Origin of the sequence: Wolbachia endosymbiont (group A) of Ophion costatus, from assembly GCF_963969245.1 — a bacterium.
Lineage (GTDB): Bacteria > Pseudomonadota > Alphaproteobacteria > Rickettsiales > Anaplasmataceae > Wolbachia > Wolbachia pipientis.
This window is the reverse complement of sequence record NZ_OZ017714.1, coordinates 276962-294877: the sequence shown is the minus strand read 5'-3', so window position 1 is coordinate 294877 and position 17916 is coordinate 276962. Positions and strand designations below refer to the sequence as shown.

Below are 17916 nucleotides of genomic sequence, written 5' to 3'. Positions count from 1 at the left end.
GCAAGAAGTCTATTCGCGGTATAGATTCCGCTAACGAGTAGCGAAATGATGGTTTTTCAAATCGTCGGTAAGCCTAAGTCAGTTTAGCTATATGCTTTTAATTCCCCCAAAAGGAGAATTAAATATGTGAAATTCTAGTTGATATAATTTAATGAATGGTTAATTTTAACTATTAATTTATTTGAGAGATTTTAATAATATTTAACCCACTCGTTTTTCTATTTTCCATATCGTGATGTGCTTGAATTATTTCATCAAATTTATATTTTTTATTGATCCGTACAGTTAAAAGTTTTTTTCTTATCATCTCGAAGATTTCCATTGTGGTAAGCACTAATGTGAATCTATCATGCTTATAATGGTATATTGAGGTTCCAGTTGCAAATAACGAACGTGAACTAAGTAAAGAAAAACTAATAGGAGCGTTACCTGATATCTGCCCATAGGAAACGTATATGCCGAACCTGCCTAAAGATTCAAAAGAGAGCTTACTTGTAGCGTAACCTATGGGGTCATACACTGCACCTACTCCTCTGTTTTGCGTAATCTCCATAATTTTAGAAACGAAGTCTTTATCATTGTAGTTTATTGCGTATGTGCAGCCACTTTGTAAAGCTATCTTCATTTTTTCATCAGAGCTTACAGAACCTATCACTACACCTTTTTTATCCTTTGCCCATTGACATATTATTTGCCCTAAGCCACCATTAGCTCCATGAACTAGCACGAAAGCACCAGGCCTGATTTTATAAGATTGATTAACTAAATAGTGAGCTGTCATACCTTTAAACAGCACTGCAGCAGCAACTTCATCAGATATGTCATCTGGAATTTTTATCAGATATTTCTGGTGTATAATGCGCTTTTCACAATATGCCCCTGGAGGAGCTGTGCAATATCCAACTCTGTCTCCAACTTTGAATCCATCACTGATTTTTTTACCAAGTTTTTCAATAACCCCAACTGCTTCCACTCCAAGCACTGATGGTAAATTTTTAATTTTGCGTGTACCTTTTCTGTGCTCTAAATCATAACGATTTAAGCCGATAGTTGTGTGACGCACTAAGACTTCCTCGCCTTTTGGCTCACCTATGCTCTTATCTACAAATTCTAATACTTCTGGTCCCCCAGTTTTTTTAATTTGTATAGCTCTAACCATGATGAATATTAAGACAAAAACTTTGATTATGTTATCTAACAATTAATATTTTGCAAAGTTATTGTTTTCACAATCAATAGACTTTTTGCGTTACCTCCTGTCATTCCAGTGTCAGCTACTTGGATGACACCCTATTGATTACTGAAATGACATGGTTTGCAAACATTCTGTTACTTAAGCTTAAAAAACGTGTATGACAGTGTTATTTCGCTCAAATCTTTTGTATTGTTATCAAGCATTATCTCAGGATCTATATAAAAAGATACGGGCATAGCTGCTTTTTGTTTTGGTAGCAACATTTGTTCTTCAAAACAAAAGCATGCAATTTTATTGAAATACTTACCTGCTTTGAAAGGCGTAACGTTATACACCGCCATTCCAAATGAAGGTTGATCAGATAGATTTTTTGCGTAATAAAACGCTAAACTTTGTTCTCCTATGTTTACGTCAACGTAGTTAGTTTCTGATTTAAACTCCCAAGGTAGATCGGACATTATATCAGCATTGAAATGGACCCTGATCTTTTGGTTAGTTATATTTGTTGTTGTGTTAGTTACTTTTCTTATTGTGCCACCATACCCAGTAGCTTTACAGAAAATGCTATATAGAGGTACCGATGCATATGCAAGACATATCATCGACACAACTAAAGATACTAAAAAGAAAACTATAGAATTCTTACTGCCTTTCCTTAAAAAGGAAAACATCTAATCCCTATTGTTGAACAAGTTAAGTAACCTGAGTAGATTGAGAAATATATTAATAAAGTCAAAATAAAGATTAGTTGCACCGAGTATTGCCAATTTAGTAGTAGCAACTTCTGATCCGTCATTATGTTTATAATAAACGTCCTTGATTCTTTGAGCATCATACGCAGTCATTAAGGTAAAGACTATTACTGATATGAACGATATTGCAAAGTGGAGAGGACTACTTCCAAGAAATAAATTTACTATAGACGCAATGATTAACCCCCAAACTCCCATAATCAAGAAAGAGCCCATACTTGTAAGATCTCTTTTTGTAGTATTGCCATATAAAGCCATAGAGCCAAACATGATTGATGTAATGAAAAACGCCCTTGCTATATTTTCTGCAGTATAAACTATAAAAACATAAGATAAGGAAAGCCCCATTAACACTGAGAACGAGAAAAATATAGTAACGGCAGACTGAGCACTTAGGTGTTGAATTCTATAAGACATGTAGAACACCAATGCAACCGGAGATAACATTACCACAAGCGATAGAACGGGATTAGAATAAATTACTTGAAAAAGACCAGAAAATACTGTTAAAAATGCAACAAGCCCTGTGACGCCCAAAGCTAAAGCCATGTAATTGTATACTTTAGTTAGGTAACTTCTAAGCCCAGCGCTATAGTAAACGCCTTGAGAGCGAATATCCTGTTCATTTCTCATATAAGACATAATATAACTCCTTTTGTCCATTATTTAACACATTATAATATAAAACCACATTTTTATCAAGTGTTTTTATTATAAACAGCTATGCGCTGGCATTTGTTTTAATATAAATAGAATATAGGCCTATTGCTGCTGCATTTGAAACATTTAAGCTGTCAATTACGTTTGATATTGGGATCTTTAAAAGATAATCACAATTTTCTTTAACTAACCTCCGCATTCCTTTCTCTTCAGAACCAAAAATAATTACTCTTTTTTTCTCAAGACTCTTTATTTCATCTATATTTTCTTTAGCATTGCAATCAAACCCGTAACACCAGTAGCCGACCTTTTTTAAATACTGCATAGTTTTTACTATATTTGTAACGTATATTAGCGGAACAATATCTAAAGCCCCACTTGCTGCTTTTGCAATAGATGCATTTTCACTCGGTGAATGGTTATGTGGTAAAACCAATGCGTTGACATTAAAACAAGCTGAAGTTCTTAAAATCGACCCAATATTGTGCGTGTCAGTGACTTGATCTAAAATGACTATAGTAGAGCTGTCGTTTGAGCTTTCAGCTATTTCTTCAATGCTTAAGTTATAAAGAATAGGGGCAACATTTAAAGCAATTCCCTGATGGTTAGCACCTTTGGGTAAAACGTCATTAAGTATTTTGTTTTCTACTAATCGAACTTTAATGCCCTTACTGTCTACACATTGCCTAATTTCTTTTTTGTGCTCTCTATAGAAATTTTCTGTTGCTAACAGTTCTATACACCGCCTATTTTTATTCTTCAGTGCTGACATGCAGGTGTGCTTTCCATACAGCCAAAAATTCTCATTAGTTTTTGACGATTTCATCGTATTATTGAAAATCGGGTTTTTATAGAATAAGCAACATTTTACTATGTTTGGATATTGTTGTAAAATTATACAATTCGATTAATGCGTTTATGTCGGACGATGAGTTGGATTGGCAAAAAAATGTTAAGCCAATAGAATGTGGAAAAGTTACTTTGAAAGTTGATCATAAAGTAAATATAAAGTCTATGGTTGATAAAGGTACCTCCGACTTACAAGGGAATTTTCTTAATACCAATAATAGTAACTCATCATTTTGTCTTGACTACAACACAAAATCAAAGATTGATAGGGGTAAATATTTTATAAGCGATAAGCTCGATTTGCACGGCTATAATATAGAGGATGCTTACTGTAAATTGATAGATTTTATTATCAAAAATTATCGAGCAGGAAATAGATGTTTATTGGTAATTACGGGATACGGCAGTGCAACAAATAAAACAGACACTATAAAGAGTAACTTAAATAAATGGTTAAATGACACTAAAATCCAGCATATGGTTCTATACTACCAACAAGCTACGAAAAAACATGGTGGTAAAGGGGCTTTTTATGTTTTATTAAGAAGGAATAAAAACCTTGAGTCCTGATACTTAAAATTCCTTTTAAGCCTTAATTTTTCTTGTATAACCATACAGTGTTCGGCAGCGCGTGACGCACAACTGTGCGAACATTGTGATTTGGGTCTACCAGGAAGGATGTCTCCCAGTACCTCTTTTCCCGTCATCCCGCTACGTGTTAGCGGGATCTCATTTCACTTTATGAGGGTGTCATCCGAATAGCTTGACTACTTGGATCCAGATTGGATACTGAGTTGGTGAGTATAAAAGTATAGCTTCTACGTCATACCGCCGCGGTATCTCAGCCGCTAACAAGTAGCGGGGTGACGAGTTACTATACCGCTGCGAACCGTCATACCGCGATTTATTCCATAGCTGTACGAACATTCATTTTTGAAGGTAAACTGCACAGCAAATGGTGTCATTCCAGTGCTTGACACCGGAATGGCTTTGTTGCATAGCAACTGAAAAATCTGGTGGCTACTGACAAAATTCATTATAAAATAGCCATTTAACCTTGAAAGAAAAAATATGCCACAAAAAATGAGGGTCAGTAACCATAGCGAATATAACAAATTTCTAGAAAAAAGAGGAAATATTTTTCATTATATCAACGAAGCCATAGAAAAGTGGTACGAGAATGGTCCAAAAATACCAGGTGGCAACAATATTTATAGCGATAAAGTTGTAATTTTGGTGCACATAATAACTTGTTTATTTAGAATAGGCCTGAGGCAAACAGTTGGGTTTATAGCAGGATACCTTGAGCAAATTGGGAAAAATTTGCAAGTTATCAGCTATTCACAATCATCAAGAAGGTTTAAGAAACTCAATATTAAGATCAATGATTGCAGAATTGATAAAAATAATATGGAAGATATCGAAATTGCTATAGACAGTACAGGAATTAGTATATACAACAACACTCCTGGTCATAGCAAAGAAAATAGCGAAGATAGAAAGTATCGCAGCTATGAACAGACAAGAAAATTGCATGTAATGTTGAATACAAACAGCAAAAAAGCCATAGCTGTAAAATACAGTAACGGTGTCTACTCTGATCACTATGGAGCTTGTGATTTGCTAAAAGAAGTCGATTTTCAGTATGTCATAAAAGTACTATATGCAGATAGGGCATATGACAGAGAAAAGCTCTATAAGCTGTGTAATCAATATGGTATAAAAACGAAAATTCCTCCGAAAAACAACGCAGCAGAGCATCCAAAATTGGATTATATGCTTGATAGAAATGCCGCTATTCAGTTAATGAAATTACATGGTGAGAATGGTATAAAAAGATGGAAAGAAGAAGTAAATTACGGAAAAAGATCGTATATTGAAGGATTTTTCTCAAGGTTGAAGCGAATATTTGGGTTTAGTTTTAGGAGCAAATCTGAAATTAATCGTGAGAAGGAACTGCTACTCAAGTGTTATTTGCTTAACAAATTTACTGAAATAGGCATGGCTAAGTTTGAGATAGCTTCATGAATTTATTGTACGTTACCTACTATCCGAAGAGCGATGCAACAAAGCCCACTGGAATCCAGCCGGCTTTGTTGCATCGCTAGCTATGATGGATTAAAGATAAAAAAGGTGGAGAATATCAGTAGCTTATTATTCTGGTATTTATAACAAGAACGGTCAGTGAATACCTAAATTTGAGTAAAAGAAATTTCACTACCACTCACTAATCCGGCTAAAATTCAAGAATTTCAATGCTTTAGCTATTTTCAATAGAATTAAATTTATTAATATAAATAACAAGTTACTATTCTTAAATTTGATCAGATTGATTGCAAAAAAAACAAGATTTTCAATAAGTTGCTTATAATCCTAATTATAGTTAGCCTTTCATAAGTAGCGATGCAACAAAGCCATTCCAGCGTCACGCGCTGCCATGTGGTATACAAATTTCCTTCGAATTACAACGTACGTGCGCTCTATATGCACTTGATTGACAAATGCTCTCTTATCAAAATCTCAAGAATCTGCACTATATTTAATGCTGCGCCTTTGCGCAGGTTGTCAGCCACTATCCACATATTTAATCCGTGCTCAACAGTATTGTCTCTTCTAATACGCGATACATATACAGCATTCTCCTGTACAACATCAATTTGAGTTATGTATTCACTATCTTCACGCCTGTTGTACACTAAAACTCCACTATCTTCGGCTTCACTTAGCACTTCACGAGCTTGTTCTTCAGTGATATGTTGATCAAATTCCACATTTACTGCCATAGCGTGACCGATAAAGACGGGCACCCTTACACAAGTTGCAGTAACTTTTATATCTTCCTCTAAAATTTTTTTTGTCTCCTCTTGCATTTTCCATTCCTCTTCTGTAGAACCATTTTCCATGAATTCTCCTACATGGGGAATGCAATTGAATGCTATTTGCTTAGAGAATATCTTGGGTTTTTTAGCTTCGTTCATAAAGATTTTTTTTGTCTGGTCATAGAGCTCATCCATTGCTGCTTTGCCTGCACCAGAAGTTGATTGATAAGTTGAAGCAACGATTCTCTTTATTTTTGCTTTTTGGTGTAATAGATGTAGTACTAGCAGCATCTGTATTGTAGTACAGTTTGGATTGGATATTATGTTGTGGTTTTTATATTCCATAATTTTTTCTTTATTAATCTCTGGAATAATGAGTGGCACACCCTCTTTCATTCTAAAATGGGAACTGTTATCTATCACGATGCATCCAGCCTGTGTTGCAATTGGTACATACTCTTCAGAAACATGAGATCCAGCACAGAAAATGGCTACATTAGTTCCAACGAAGTCATAATCCTCAAGGCATAAAACTGTTAACTCTTTGTCACCAAAGCTCACCTTCTTCCCTTCTGATTTTTTCGATGCAAGTGCAATAACGCAATCTATCGCCTCATCTTGAAATTCAGCAAGCGTGCTTAATACCTCACGCCCTACTCTTCCGGTTGCTCCAATAACAGCAATTTTGTATCCCATATAGATGAACCTCTAATTTCAAAGTTCTATTATATTTTTACTGACAAAATTTACAATTGTTTTAATATTTTTACCTTGCAATTAATTGTAATTTAGCTATTATTATGCAATATTAGTAATATTACATAATGAAATGAAAGATGAGTAAGGAATACGATGAAACTAAGGTTAAACCTGCAATTTCTACACCTCAAGGGCCTGAAGGAGCCAATGGATCAAAGGCCCAAAGTGTTCTTTCGAATAAAAGAAAGCCTACAATAAATTTTGATGATAAAAAGTATGGTGTAAAAACCTCTAAAATAGACCAACAGTCTCTAAACAAAAGACAAGAATCTTCAAAGCTAAGAGATCTCTTAAGGTCAATACCAATAATAAGGAGATTTTTAGCAAGGATTTTCACACCTGAAAAAATAGAAATCATCAGTAACCCTATATATGACAACATGGAAGCATATAAAAAATCGCAGGAAGATTACCCTAGTAAGATAAAAGATGAAACTAGTATAGATGATGAACACACAAAAGAAGTAGATAGTAAACTTGAGAAGGGTAATGTTGAACAAGTGGACAACAAGAAAAGTCGTAGTTCATAAATATCAATCATTTAAAAATTATCTCTAGTTATAACATTGTATCTGTTCAGATGCATGGCTTATGTACAAATATTGAAACAAAAATTCCAGTGCTCCCTTTCTTGTCATCCCAGTGCGTGACACTGGGATGGCTTTGTTGCATCGCTCTTCGGATAGTAGGTAACGTACAATAAATTCATGAAGCTATCTCAAACTTAGCCATGCCTATTTCAGTAAATTTGTTAAGCAAATAACACTTGAGTAGCAGTTCCTTCTCACGATTAATTTCAGATTTGCTCCTAAAACTAAACCCAAATATTCGCTTCAACCTTGAGAAAAATCCTTCAATATACGATCTTTTTCCGTAATTTACTTCTTCTTTCCATCTTTTTATACCATTCTCACCATGTAATTTCATTAACTGAATAGCGGCATTTCTATCAAGCATATAATCCAATTTTGGATGCTCTGCTGCGTTGTTTTTCGGAGGAATTTTCGTTTTTATACCATATTGATTACACAGCTTATAGAGCTTTTCTCTGTCATATGCCCTATCTGCATATAGTACTTTTATGACATACTGAAAATCGACTTCTTTTAGCAAATCACAAGCTCCATAGTGATCAGAGTAGATACCGTTACTGTATTTTACAGCTATGGCTTTTTTGCTGTTTGTATTCAACATTACATGCAATTTTCTTGTCTGTTCATAGCTGCGATACTTTCTATCTTCGCTATTTTCTTTGCTATGACCAGGAGTGTTGTTGTATATACTAATTCCTGTACTGTCTATAGCAATTTCGATATCTTCCATATTATTTTTATCAATTCTGCAATCATTGATCTTAATATTGAGTTTCTTAAACCTTCTTGATGATTGTGAATAGCTGATAACTTGCAAATTTTTCCCAATTTGCTCAAGGTATCCTGCTATAAACCCAACTGTTTGCCTCAGGCCTATTCTAAATAAACAAGTTATTATGTGCACCAAAATTACAACTTTATCGCTATAAATATTGTTGCCACCTGGTATTTTTGGACCATTCTCGTACCACTTTTCTATGGCTTCGTTGATATAATGAAAAATATTTCCTCTTTTTTCTAGAAATTTGTTATATTCGCTATGGTTACTGACCCTCATTTTTTGTGGCATATTTTTTCTTTCAAGGTTAAATGGCTATTTTATAATGAATTTTGTCAGTAGCCACCAGATTTTTCAGTTGCTATGCAACAAAGCCCACTGGGATCCAGATTGGGCACTAAGTTGGTAAACACGAAAGCGATTAATCCTTTACAACGTTTTTGATGGAACTGCGCGAAAGAACTGGATGCCAGTGTCACGCACTGGCATGACACCCATTTCTTCCTATAGTTGTCTTTTCTCGTCTACCTTATTTTGCCACTCTGCTGAACAGATACATAACATTTGCTATACAGAAACTCTGCGATACCAAAATAAATAAAGAGGTACGCCACTTGCAGTGAATAAGCTTGCGATCAGCAAGGTATTCACAGAAGTTTCAAATATTACCCAGCAGCAAAAGGTTGTTGCTATACTGCCAATTAAAAATTTGTAACAACTCTTTTCTTGCACAATAACTTTGAGAAAAGCAAGACTGCATGCAAGGTAAACAAATAAAAATGAAACTACAGAAAAGTCGATAATTGATGTGATCTGCTTAGCAAAATTGTTGCTTGAAGTGAGGATTAGTAAAGTTGCAGTTCCAACTGAGCTAGTTGTTATGCCCCAGAAAGGAGAACCGTGCTTGTTTCTTTGAGCAAAAAACTGTGGCATCAGTTTATCTTTTGCAAGGCCAAGGGCCACTTGTCCACTAGCTAGTACCCAAGCGTTTAAAGTACCAACACAAAAAATGAACGCAGTTATAGAAATAATCAAGTGCCAATTGCCAGAGGCCATAATTTTTATTGCGTCAACATATGGTGCTCTTGAACTTGCTAAATCATTGCCATTTATTAATCCCATAATTGCAAGATTGTTGATAAAATACACAACAGCAACAGAGATTGTTCCAAGTACCACAGCTCTTGGTATTGTTCTAGCTGGATTATCAACTGACCCTGCAGGTGCTGTTGCCAATTCAACTCCAATAAAACCCCATAGAGTAATAAGTGTAGAACGGGCAAGAATCTGCGATGTTGTAAGATTTGATATTTCTTCACTTATGATGAAGTTATTTCTATCAAAAAAAAACAATGCTGCTATAGGTATTACAAGCAATACAGAAATTTTTATCACCGTCAATAAAAACTCAACACGTCCAGCAGTAGCTACTCCTCTAAAATTTATTAGTGTAATAATTGTAAGTAATAACATCTCTAAAAACAGATGTACGTTTTGAATATCTTCATGGAAAAATGGTGTAAGATAACCAACACCCACAACTATTACGGCTGTTGTGCTAACCCATGAGATCACCCAATACGTCCAACCAACAAAAAAAGCTGCAGCAGGGCCAAAAGCATGCTTTACATAGACGTGAGGGCCACCCGTTTCCGGAAATTTTGCGCAGAGTGAGGCAAAAACTAAAGCAAGAGATATAGCACCAAGCCCTGATATTATCCAGCTTATAAGGCTATACATGCCATATGGAGCAAGGCTAATTGGAAGCATAAAAATTCCAGAGCCAATTTGGCTGCTAATCACTAAGGCAAAAATAGCCCAAAAACCTATTTTATTTGACACAATAATTCTTATCTAAATAGATTAACAATATACCCTAAACTCAGAAATTTCAATTGATCTTTTAACATAAAAACTTGCATTTTTTTCAATTTATTCCTAAAATAGATTATATTAACAGATTATTAAGAGGGGGTTATGAATCCGAGATTAAAAGCATTTTTGATTGCACTTTTGTTTCTCGTGTATTATTTAAATCTTCTTGTTAACTATATCCTTGACCCGATTCTAGTTCGTCCCTTTGAAAGATTATACAAAAACTTAATTGTTGATGGTCTTTATGCCTATTTATCTACAAGCACTTCTAGCCCTGCACTAGCATTTTTGGCTACAGGTTTTATTGTTATTGCTGCGTTTATTTGCCTGAATAAAATGCTTCTTCCCTTGCAAGAGAAGATCATAAACAACTATACCTCCTTTAAAAACAACAATATTGATAGCAATAGCATGTTGTTTGAGGTTTATAAAGATCCAACAATAAAATTAAAGGACAAAATCTTATTCTTCAGTATACACTTGATATATTACCTACAGCTTCCATTTTTGTATATTGCATCAAAGGTATCAGCTCTACGTGGGTTTCTTATATTTAATTTTGGTTTATTATTGTTAAATTATGCACTGCTAATTCCAGTAGCACTTCTTGAGTTAATAAAATATCCATCAGTAAAACTCTTTTCACCTTTGGGTTTGAATGTAAAGCAGCTAAGCTTTTTGTTTAATGTAAGTGATGTGGGTACTAGTAGTCAGAGCGTTCATACTAGAAGTTTTCAGCAAAGCGTTATTGAATGTGCCAAAAAATTAAAGGAAGAACATGGTACGCCGTTAAATGAGTTGGATGAAGAGTTTAAAAGTTATATAAGCGGTTTAACAAGTCAGCAAAAACGAATGATAGAACCTTATCTAAGATTGGATGGTTATGAAACTGGGGAGTGGGTAAATTGGGTAGATTCACAAACCGGATTGACATTGACACAGGCTATAAATTTAGTTTTAATTGCGGCAAGAGAGCAAAATGCAGACGTAGAACTATTGAAATCTATATTACTGGTTCGCTTTGAAGAAAGTAACCGCCAATGTGGTCCTGGAATGCTTCTCCGTATTATTTATGCATTAAGTGGCCTTGAAGCAGAAAACAACTTTGCAGCTCAACTGGAGCCTCAGCTAATGGGGAAGTTGGCTGGTAATGCTACTAAAAGATTTCTTGAGAAATATGTGGATAAGCACTACCATAAAATAAAAGTTTTGAAAGAAAATTTTGATAATTTGTATTCACCAAGTTCTGGGGTGGATTTGAGCAACGTGAGTGATGAAGTAAAGGACGGCATTTCTTATACAAGAGATACTATAAAAGAATTCGTGTTTAAGGAATTATATGTAAAGTTTTATAACGACTATGGGGAGCATATTCAGAGAGGGCAGATAAAACAAAGGTTAAGGGAGTTAATAACGGATGAAGTCGTAGACGCGGCAATATATTCTAAAATAGATGAAATAGAAATCCCTGCAGAACCACCTACTTATCTTGAAAGAGTAAAAGCATTTTTTGGAGGTCATGCAAGGTCTTCTGCTGCTTAGTGGTTTAGTTCGTGCTATATAGCTAAACTAACTTAGATTTACTGACAATTTTAAAACAACAAATTCGTCATTCCGCTACTAGTTAGCGGAATCTATACCGCGAATGAATCCATAGCTGTACGAACATTGTGATTTGAGAGTAAATTGCACAGCAAATGGTGTCATTCCAGTGCCTAGACACTGGAATCCAGCCTTTATTATGCAGCCACTTGGTTGAAATTAAGTCTTCTGGATCCCAGTGGGCTTTGTTGCATCGCTACTTATGAAAGGCTAACTATAATTAGGATTATAAGCAACTTATTGAAAATCTTGTTTTTTTTGCAATCAATCTGATCAAATTTAAGAATAGTAACTTGTTATTTATATTAATAAATTTAATTCTATTGAAAATAGCTAAAGCATTGAAATTCTTGAATTTTAGCCGGATTAGTGAGTGGTAGTGAAATTTCTTTTACTCAAATTTAGGTATTCACTGACCGTTCTTGTTATAAATACCAGAATAATAAGCTACTGATATTCTCCACCTTTTTTATCTTTAATCCATCATAGCTAGCGATGCAACAAAGCCATCCCAGTGTCTAGGCACTGGAATGACACCATTTGCTGTGCAATTTACTCTCAAATCACAATGTTCGTACAGCTATGGAATGAATCGTGGTATGACGCGTTAGCTATAGCTTTGTCTTCCCTTTTCTGAATGGCTTGCAAGCTGCTATCTCTACAAAAACTATATTTTTCTTCAGAAGAGAGTTATATTGTAACTATGGACAAAATAATCATAAAAAAATTTGGTGGGACTTCGCTAACTGATTTAAACCGAGTTGCAAATTTGATAAAAAACGATATTGAGAAAGGTTGTAATGTAATCGTTGTTGTATCTGCTGTTGCAGGATTTACTGACCAAATGGTTTTTCAGGCTAGGCAAATCTCAAATTTAAGTTATAGACAAGAGTTATCAGAGTATGACGTTATGCTTTCAGCAGGAGAACAAATCTCTTGCGGTCTATTAGCTATCACTCTCCAATCGATCGGAGTTAATGCTAAATCGTGGCTTGCCTGGCAGTTACCAATTGTAACTGATGATTTTTATTCTGAGTCTAAAATAAAAACAATAAAGATTGAACGTGTGAAAAGATCTTTTGCTGAGGGTTATACTGCTGCGATCATTGCTGGTTTTCAGGGTATAAATGATGATAGAATCACTACTTTTGGAAGAGGAGGCTCTGATATATCAGCAGTTGCCTTCGCGGTAGCCTTTGGTGTTAGAACTTGCGAAATTTTTACTGATATTGATGGAATATATACAGCAGACCCGAGAATTGTTCCAAAGGCACGCAAGCTCAAATTTATCTCTTACGATGAAATGTTGGAAATGTCGTCATCTGGTGCTAAAATACTGCATAATCGTTCAGTACAACTTGCAATGAAACATAACATTAAAGTGCAAGTGCTATCCACTTTTAAGGAAGTAGAAGGCACCACAGTGCTACACAAAAGGGATGTACTAGAGAGATACTTAATGACTGGAATAACTTATAGCACTAATGAAGCTCTTGTAACTTTCACTAACCTTGCAAATAACTTGCGTACTTTAAGAGATATAGCAGGAGCAAACGTTAAAATTGATATGATACATGGGTCAAGTTTTGTTATCTCCAAATTTGATATTGATTTAATGGAAAAGTTACTGAATAAGAATGAAAATTATGCTATAAACGATAATGTAGCTAAAATTTCAATAATTGGTATTGGTGTTATGTCTAACACTGAAGTGATGCACCGCACACTCAAGGTTTTAAGCGAAAAAAAGATAGAAATACTTGCTATCACAACATCTGAAATCAAAATCAGTATAATTGTTCAAAAAGAATGCGCTGTAGCTTTAGTCAAAGATTTACATACTGAGTATGAGCTTGATATGCAGCACTAGGATAGGCTTGACGTCCAGTTGTCTAAGAGTATGTCTTGAAAAGGAATGAGGAAAAAATATGATAGTGTAAGTAAAAAATAGGAGGGAAAATTGTATCCAAGTGATATAAGTGATAAGGAATGGGAAATTTTGGAGCCACATGTTGCACAAGGAAAGATAGGGAGGCCAAGAAAGCACAATATCAGAACAATTATTAATGCAATAAGGTATATAATGAGAGGTGGTTGTCAATGGAGAATGCTGCCGAAAGATTTTCCTCCATGGAAGACGGTGTATGACTATTTTCTCAGGTGACGTAGTAATGGCAAATTGGAAAAAATACATAATATGCTAGTAAAAGAGGTAAGAAAAATGTTTGGTAAAAATGAAACACCTTCAGTAGGAATAATTGACAGTCAATCAGTAAAAACCACTCAAAAAGGGGATCCAGAGGATATGATGCTGAAAAAAAATAAAGGGTAGAAAACGTCATATTGTTATAGATACAGTGGGCTTAATTATTGCGGCTGATGTTCATAGTGCAAGTGTTCAAGATCGTGATGGTGCTCTAAATCTTTTCACTCAAGCTAAATACAAGGCTCCAACTTTACGTAAGTTTTTTGCTGATCAAGGATACATAGCAAAACCGCTGTTTATTGGAGACAGGATACGATTACCAAGAAAGCTGTTGATGTTACAGGATTTTTCGACAATCTGGACCACAATTTAGCACTGCAGGCTATCAAGAAGCACACAGACTGCAAATGGGTCATACTGTATGTTGAAAGGTGGATGAAATCCCCTATTCAGCAAGCAGATGGCAGTAAGGTAGTTAGGGAAAAAAGGAGTTCCGCAAGGAGGTTCAATAAGCCCAATCATTTCAAACATATTTATGCACCATGCATTTGATATATGGATGAAACAAAATCACCCAACAGTACCATTTGAAAGATATGTGGATGATGCGATAGTGCACTGCAGAACTAAAAGACAGGCAGAATTTATGCGAGCAGCAATTGAAGAAAGATTGGCACAATGTAAGCTAAAATTGCAACCTGACACCAATGCCATTCCAAAACTCCATCATTATACTGCCTTAGTATAACCTTCTCACTTCTATTGTCTATTTGTTTGTTATGTAATAGAAATTGGTATGAGAGGCTGTCCGGAAACAAGTAAAAGGCTATAATATCTGAAATTTTAGTACGGGGTAAAGATGAGAAAAAAGTATCCAACAGATCTAAGCGAAAGGGAATGGGCAAGAATAGAAAAACACTTCAGAGTATCATACAAGAAAGGAGGAAGGCCGCCAAAGTATAGCAAAAGAGAAATATTAGAAGCAATTTTCTATGTATTGCGTACAGGGTGTCAATGGCGGTATTTACCAAATGATTTTCCGCTATGGAAGACTGTGTATGAGCAGTTCAGGCAATGGAAGAAGCAGGGAATTTTTGAGAAAATGAATTATGAAATTACAAAATATAGTAGAAGAAAAATAGGAAGGAATGAGCAGCCGAGTGCCTGTATAGTAGATAGTCAATCTGTAAAGACTACAGAAAAGGGGGGATCAAAGGCTATGATGGAAGTAAAAAAGTAAAGGGTAGAAAAAGGCATATAATTACAGACACTCAGGGTTTTATACTAGGTTGTTACGTAGGCGCTGCTAACGAAAATGATAGAGATGGTATTAAAATAGCATTAAACAATATGAGAACAAAATATACTAAAGTTAAAAAAATGTGGGCTGACATGGGATACCAAGGAAGAAATTTAAAGAATCACATAAAGGAAGAATATGACATAGATATTGAAATTGTTACAAGGCCTCCATGTAGATTTTGGGTGCACAAAGATACGCCACCTGAGCTACTACCAACAAGAGAACAAGGGTTTAAAGTACAGCCAAGAAGATGGGTTGTAGAAAGGACTTTTGCTTGGGTTAATAGGAATAGAAGGCTATCGAAGGAGTATGATTTACTCACAACATCCACTGAGAATTTCATATACCTAGCTATGAGTAGGGTTATGTTAAAGAGGGAATATGCTTGAATTTACTAGTTTCCGGACAACCTCTGAGATTGAAGAATTAAGTGTGAACGGTTACAGAATTTTTGCCAGGAGAAACATATAGTTGAAGTAATTCAGATTTGTAAGATATGTTTATCTGCAATTATAGCTTCAACAGTAGGCAATGTTGCTTTTAATTACCTCAACATTTTCTCTTGGCAATTCTTTAATGAACCGAGAAGTGCGCATCGGTTGCCACTGGTTGTTAATTTCCCTCCTATCTGCACATGAAATGATTAACCTTTCCTTTGCCCTGGTTATGCCAACATATGCAAGTCTTCTTTCTTCTTCTAAAGCTTTACCACTTTTGTCATCAAAAGATCTTTGATGAGGAAATAATCCCTCTTCCCAACCAGGTAGAAACACGCACGGGAATTCAAGTCCTTTGGCTGCATGAAGAGTCATAACATATACGGTGTCATCGTTATTCATATTATCCACTTCCATCACCAGACTTATATGCTCCAAGAAAGTTGTGGCATTATCGAAATTTTTTAAAGATGAGATGAGCTCTTTAACATTTTCTATTCGTGCTAAGCCTGTTACCTCCTCATTTTCAAGCATTTCAATATATCCTGATTGGTTTGCTACGATTTTAACGAATTCATGCAGTGGTTTTACGCTTACTATTTCTTCCCAAGCTTTAATTTTATTTAAAAAATCGTTGAGTGAGAGTTTAATTCTTTCGGTTACCTGATTACTATTAACTAATATTTTTGCTGCCTCAAAAAAAGAAATTTTGTTATCCTGAGCAGTCGTGTATATTTTCTTTAGAGTTGTAGCTCCTATGCTTCTTTTTGGCCGATTTACTATCCTTTCGAAAGCTAAGTCATCGTTATTGTTTGTAACAAGTCTTAAATATGCAATTATATCCCTGACTTCCTGACGTTCGTAGAATTTTACGCCACTTATAATCTTGTAGGGAATTGAATATTTTATAAAATACTCTTCGAGAACTCTAGTTTGAAAAGTGGCCCTTACCAGCACTGCAATGTCACTAAATCTGTATTTATTGAGTTTCAATATCTGTTCGCTTATGAACCTTGCTTCAGCTTTCCCATCCCATAATTTTATTAGATTTACCTTTTCCCCTTCAATGTTTGTTGTCCACAATTTTTTTTCTAAGCGAGTCTTATTGTGATTGATAACATATGACGCAGTTGCAAGTATGTGGGATGTTGACCTGTAGTTACACTCTAGTTTAACGGTTTTTGCATTTTTAAAATCATCAGAAAACTTCAAAATATTTTCAACTTCTGCACCACGCCAACTATATATCGACTGGTCATCATCTCCTACACAGCAAATATTTGAGTGCTCTTTTGCAAGGTATTTTAGCCAAAGATATTGTATCGCATTTGTATCTTGATATTCATCTACCATGACATATTTAAACTTGTTTTGGTAGTAGGACAGAACTTCGGTCTTTTGATTAAAGAGCTGTATGTTATATAGCAATAAGTCACCAAAATCGACAGAATTAAGGAATTTCAACCTTTCCTGATACTGGTGATAGACCTTGAGTGCAGTTACATATACTGGCCTAAATGATTGAATATCTTCCACTTCAGATGGCAATAAGCACTTCTCTTTCCATTGCTGAATAATATTCATAATGGTCTTACATTTTTCTGATAGGTAATCAGGATTTATTTCATTGATAATATTTTTTATTACCTGTAATTGGTCATCCACACCAATGATTGTAAAATTGGGGTTTAAGCCCACAATTTCTGCGTGCATGCGCAAAATTTTTGCTGCAATTGCATGGAAAGTGCCAAGCCATGGTATGTTTGTGCCCGTTAGCTCAAGTACCCTTGATACCATCTCATTTGCTGCTTTATTTGTAAATGTAACTGCTAATATCTCATCAGAATAAGCGTGACCGTTTCTAATTATGTGTGCTATTCTTGAAGTAATCGTTCTTGTTTTTCCCGTCCCGGCTCCTGCCAGTATCAAAACTGGTCCATCTATGTTAGTTACAGCTGATTGTTGTTCTGGATTTAGCAGTGAGAGATAATCGTTCATCGTAGCCCTATAGATTATAACTTCGTAAAGTTAAACCTATGATTGAAATATTGTAAAGGTTTTATTGAATAGAACAGTTAAAGAATGCTT

19 protein-coding genes are annotated in these 17916 nt (G+C 35.1%); 10 read left to right on the top strand and 9 right to left on the bottom strand.

Annotation, left to right across the window (positions count from 1 at the left end):
* Nucleotides 1-172: 172 nt before the first annotated feature.
* The 4 genes from AACH21_RS01545 to rlmB all read right to left on the bottom strand — a co-directional run bounded on the left by AACH21_RS01545 (nucleotide 173) and on the right by rlmB (nucleotide 3433).
* Nucleotides 173-1159, bottom strand: a complete 987-nt coding sequence (locus AACH21_RS01545; protein ID WP_236514441.1) for a quinone oxidoreductase family protein — start codon at nucleotides 1157-1159, stop codon at nucleotides 173-175.
* Nucleotides 1160-1329: 170 nt separating this feature from the next.
* Nucleotides 1330-1866 (bottom strand): cytochrome c oxidase assembly protein, encoded by a 537-nt coding sequence (locus AACH21_RS01540; protein ID WP_006279376.1) that lies wholly within the window; start codon nucleotides 1864-1866, stop codon nucleotides 1330-1332.
* A complete protein-coding gene (locus AACH21_RS01535; RefSeq protein ID WP_010962942.1) occupies nucleotides 1867-2589 on the bottom strand; it encodes a Bax inhibitor-1/YccA family protein in 723 nt (240 codons plus the stop codon).
* A gap of 79 nt (nucleotides 2590-2668) precedes the next feature.
* Nucleotides 2669-3433: a 23S rRNA (guanosine(2251)-2'-O)-methyltransferase RlmB gene (rlmB, locus tag AACH21_RS01530; protein WP_236514443.1), complete on the bottom strand. Its 765-nt coding sequence runs from the start codon at nucleotides 3431-3433 to the stop codon at nucleotides 2669-2671.
* A gap of 92 nt (nucleotides 3434-3525) precedes the next feature.
* Between rlmB and AACH21_RS01525 the strand changes: the two genes are divergently transcribed.
* The gene (locus AACH21_RS01525; RefSeq protein ID WP_236514444.1) at nucleotides 3526-4026 is read left to right on the top strand and encodes a Smr/MutS family protein; all 501 of its coding nucleotides are present in this window, start codon (nucleotides 3526-3528) and stop codon (nucleotides 4024-4026) included.
* A gap of 278 nt (nucleotides 4027-4304) precedes the next feature.
* Here the strand turns inward: AACH21_RS01525 and AACH21_RS01520 are convergent, their stop codons facing one another.
* Nucleotides 4305-4493 (bottom strand): hypothetical protein, encoded by a 189-nt coding sequence (locus AACH21_RS01520; RefSeq protein ID WP_338482635.1) that lies wholly within the window; start codon nucleotides 4491-4493, stop codon nucleotides 4305-4307.
* Nucleotides 4494-4527: 34 nt separating this feature from the next.
* On the opposite strand from AACH21_RS01520, the gene AACH21_RS01515 reads away from it, so the two are divergent.
* Nucleotides 4528-5484: an IS5 family transposase gene (locus AACH21_RS01515; protein ID WP_265029812.1), complete on the top strand. Its 957-nt coding sequence runs from the start codon at nucleotides 4528-4530 to the stop codon at nucleotides 5482-5484.
* Between the two features lie 452 nt (nucleotides 5485-5936).
* Here AACH21_RS01515 and AACH21_RS01510 read toward each other — a convergent pair whose 3' ends face one another.
* Complete coding sequence (locus tag AACH21_RS01510; protein WP_012673309.1) at nucleotides 5937-6971, bottom strand: aspartate-semialdehyde dehydrogenase; 1035 nt, start codon at nucleotides 6969-6971, stop codon at nucleotides 5937-5939.
* A 140-nt stretch (nucleotides 6972-7111) separates the two neighbouring features.
* On the opposite strand from AACH21_RS01510, the gene AACH21_RS01505 reads away from it, so the two are divergent.
* Nucleotides 7112-7564: a hypothetical protein gene (locus AACH21_RS01505; RefSeq protein ID WP_338482634.1), complete on the top strand. Its 453-nt coding sequence runs from the start codon at nucleotides 7112-7114 to the stop codon at nucleotides 7562-7564.
* 175 nt (nucleotides 7565-7739) lie between these two features.
* Here the strand turns inward: AACH21_RS01505 and AACH21_RS01500 are convergent, their stop codons facing one another.
* Complete coding sequence (locus AACH21_RS01500; RefSeq protein ID WP_338482593.1) at nucleotides 7740-8696, bottom strand: IS5 family transposase; 957 nt, start codon at nucleotides 8694-8696, stop codon at nucleotides 7740-7742.
* Between the two features lie 276 nt (nucleotides 8697-8972).
* Entirely contained in the window at nucleotides 8973-10247 is a 1275-nt protein-coding gene (locus tag AACH21_RS01495) for an APC family permease (RefSeq protein ID WP_010082345.1), read from the bottom strand.
* A 135-nt stretch (nucleotides 10248-10382) separates the two neighbouring features.
* Between AACH21_RS01495 and AACH21_RS01490 the strand changes: the two genes are divergently transcribed.
* From AACH21_RS01490 to AACH21_RS01465, 7 genes are all read left to right on the top strand, one after another.
* A complete protein-coding gene (locus AACH21_RS01490; RefSeq protein WP_338482632.1) occupies nucleotides 10383-11822 on the top strand; it encodes a hypothetical protein in 1440 nt (479 codons plus the stop codon).
* Between the two features lie 763 nt (nucleotides 11823-12585).
* On the top strand, nucleotides 12586-13752 hold the full coding sequence (locus AACH21_RS01485; protein ID WP_077188380.1) for an aspartate kinase: 1167 nt from the start codon (nucleotides 12586-12588) through the stop codon (nucleotides 13750-13752).
* A gap of 90 nt (nucleotides 13753-13842) precedes the next feature.
* Entirely contained in the window at nucleotides 13843-14046 is a 204-nt protein-coding gene (locus AACH21_RS01480; RefSeq protein WP_007549940.1) for an IS5 family transposase, read from the top strand.
* A 33-nt stretch (nucleotides 14047-14079) separates the two neighbouring features.
* Nucleotides 14080-14214, top strand: coding sequence for a hypothetical protein (locus tag AACH21_RS01475; RefSeq protein ID WP_255324781.1), 135 nt, complete (start codon nucleotides 14080-14082; stop codon nucleotides 14212-14214).
* A 25-nt stretch (nucleotides 14215-14239) separates the two neighbouring features.
* The gene (locus AACH21_RS07085) at nucleotides 14240-14461 is read left to right on the top strand and encodes a hypothetical protein (protein WP_022626388.1); all 222 of its coding nucleotides are present in this window, start codon (nucleotides 14240-14242) and stop codon (nucleotides 14459-14461) included.
* 162 nt (nucleotides 14462-14623) lie between these two features.
* On the top strand, nucleotides 14624-14836 hold the full coding sequence (locus AACH21_RS01470; RefSeq protein ID WP_065094389.1) for a hypothetical protein: 213 nt from the start codon (nucleotides 14624-14626) through the stop codon (nucleotides 14834-14836).
* Between the two features lie 111 nt (nucleotides 14837-14947).
* Nucleotides 14948-15780, top strand: a protein-coding gene (locus AACH21_RS01465; RefSeq protein ID WP_236514306.1) for an IS5-like element ISWpi1 family transposase whose coding sequence is annotated in 2 segments (ribosomal slippage) — nucleotides 14948-15317 and nucleotides 15317-15780 — 834 coding nt in all. Because the reading frame shifts where the segments join, the coding sequence is not laid out codon by codon here.
* Between the two features lie 129 nt (nucleotides 15781-15909).
* Here AACH21_RS01465 and AACH21_RS01460 read toward each other — a convergent pair.
* Nucleotides 15910-17826 (bottom strand): ATP-dependent helicase, encoded by a 1917-nt coding sequence (locus AACH21_RS01460; RefSeq protein ID WP_264705275.1) that lies wholly within the window; start codon nucleotides 17824-17826, stop codon nucleotides 15910-15912.
* Nucleotides 17827-17916: the final 90 nt, after the last annotated feature.

What these genes read in the sequence shown, in the direction of transcription:
- AACH21_RS01490 (WP_338482632.1), top strand. Translation starts at nt 10,383, where the DNA reads ATGAATCCGAGATTAAAAGCATTTTTGATTGCACTTTTGTTTCTCGTG.
- AACH21_RS01500 (WP_338482593.1), bottom strand. Translation starts at nt 8,696, where the DNA reads ATGCCACAAAAAATGAGGGTCAGTAACCATAGCGAATATAACAAATTT.
- AACH21_RS01525 (WP_236514444.1), top strand. Translation starts at nt 3,526, where the DNA reads ATGTCGGACGATGAGTTGGATTGGCAAAAAAATGTTAAGCCAATAGAA.
- AACH21_RS01460 (WP_264705275.1), bottom strand. Translation starts at nt 17,826, where the DNA reads ATGAACGATTATCTCTCACTGCTAAATCCAGAACAACAATCAGCTGTA.
- rlmB (WP_236514443.1), bottom strand. Translation starts at nt 3,433, where the DNA reads ATGAAATCGTCAAAAACTAATGAGAATTTTTGGCTGTATGGAAAGCAC.
- AACH21_RS01475 (WP_255324781.1), top strand. Translation starts at nt 14,080, where the DNA reads ATGCTAGTAAAAGAGGTAAGAAAAATGTTTGGTAAAAATGAAACACCT.
- AACH21_RS01540 (WP_006279376.1), bottom strand. Translation starts at nt 1,866, where the DNA reads ATGTTTTCCTTTTTAAGGAAAGGCAGTAAGAATTCTATAGTTTTCTTT.
- AACH21_RS01515 (WP_265029812.1), top strand. Translation starts at nt 4,528, where the DNA reads ATGCCACAAAAAATGAGGGTCAGTAACCATAGCGAATATAACAAATTT.
- AACH21_RS01520 (WP_338482635.1), bottom strand. Translation starts at nt 4,493, where the DNA reads ATGAATTTTGTCAGTAGCCACCAGATTTTTCAGTTGCTATGCAACAAA.
- AACH21_RS01470 (WP_065094389.1), top strand. Translation starts at nt 14,624, where the DNA reads ATGCACCATGCATTTGATATATGGATGAAACAAAATCACCCAACAGTA.
- AACH21_RS01545 (WP_236514441.1), bottom strand. Translation starts at nt 1,159, where the DNA reads ATGGTTAGAGCTATACAAATTAAAAAAACTGGGGGACCAGAAGTATTA.
- AACH21_RS01485 (WP_077188380.1), top strand. Translation starts at nt 12,586, where the DNA reads ATGGACAAAATAATCATAAAAAAATTTGGTGGGACTTCGCTAACTGAT.
- AACH21_RS01535 (WP_010962942.1), bottom strand. Translation starts at nt 2,589, where the DNA reads ATGTCTTATATGAGAAATGAACAGGATATTCGCTCTCAAGGCGTTTAC.
- AACH21_RS01510 (WP_012673309.1), bottom strand. Translation starts at nt 6,971, where the DNA reads ATGGGATACAAAATTGCTGTTATTGGAGCAACCGGAAGAGTAGGGCGT.
- AACH21_RS01505 (WP_338482634.1), top strand. Translation starts at nt 7,112, where the DNA reads ATGAGTAAGGAATACGATGAAACTAAGGTTAAACCTGCAATTTCTACA.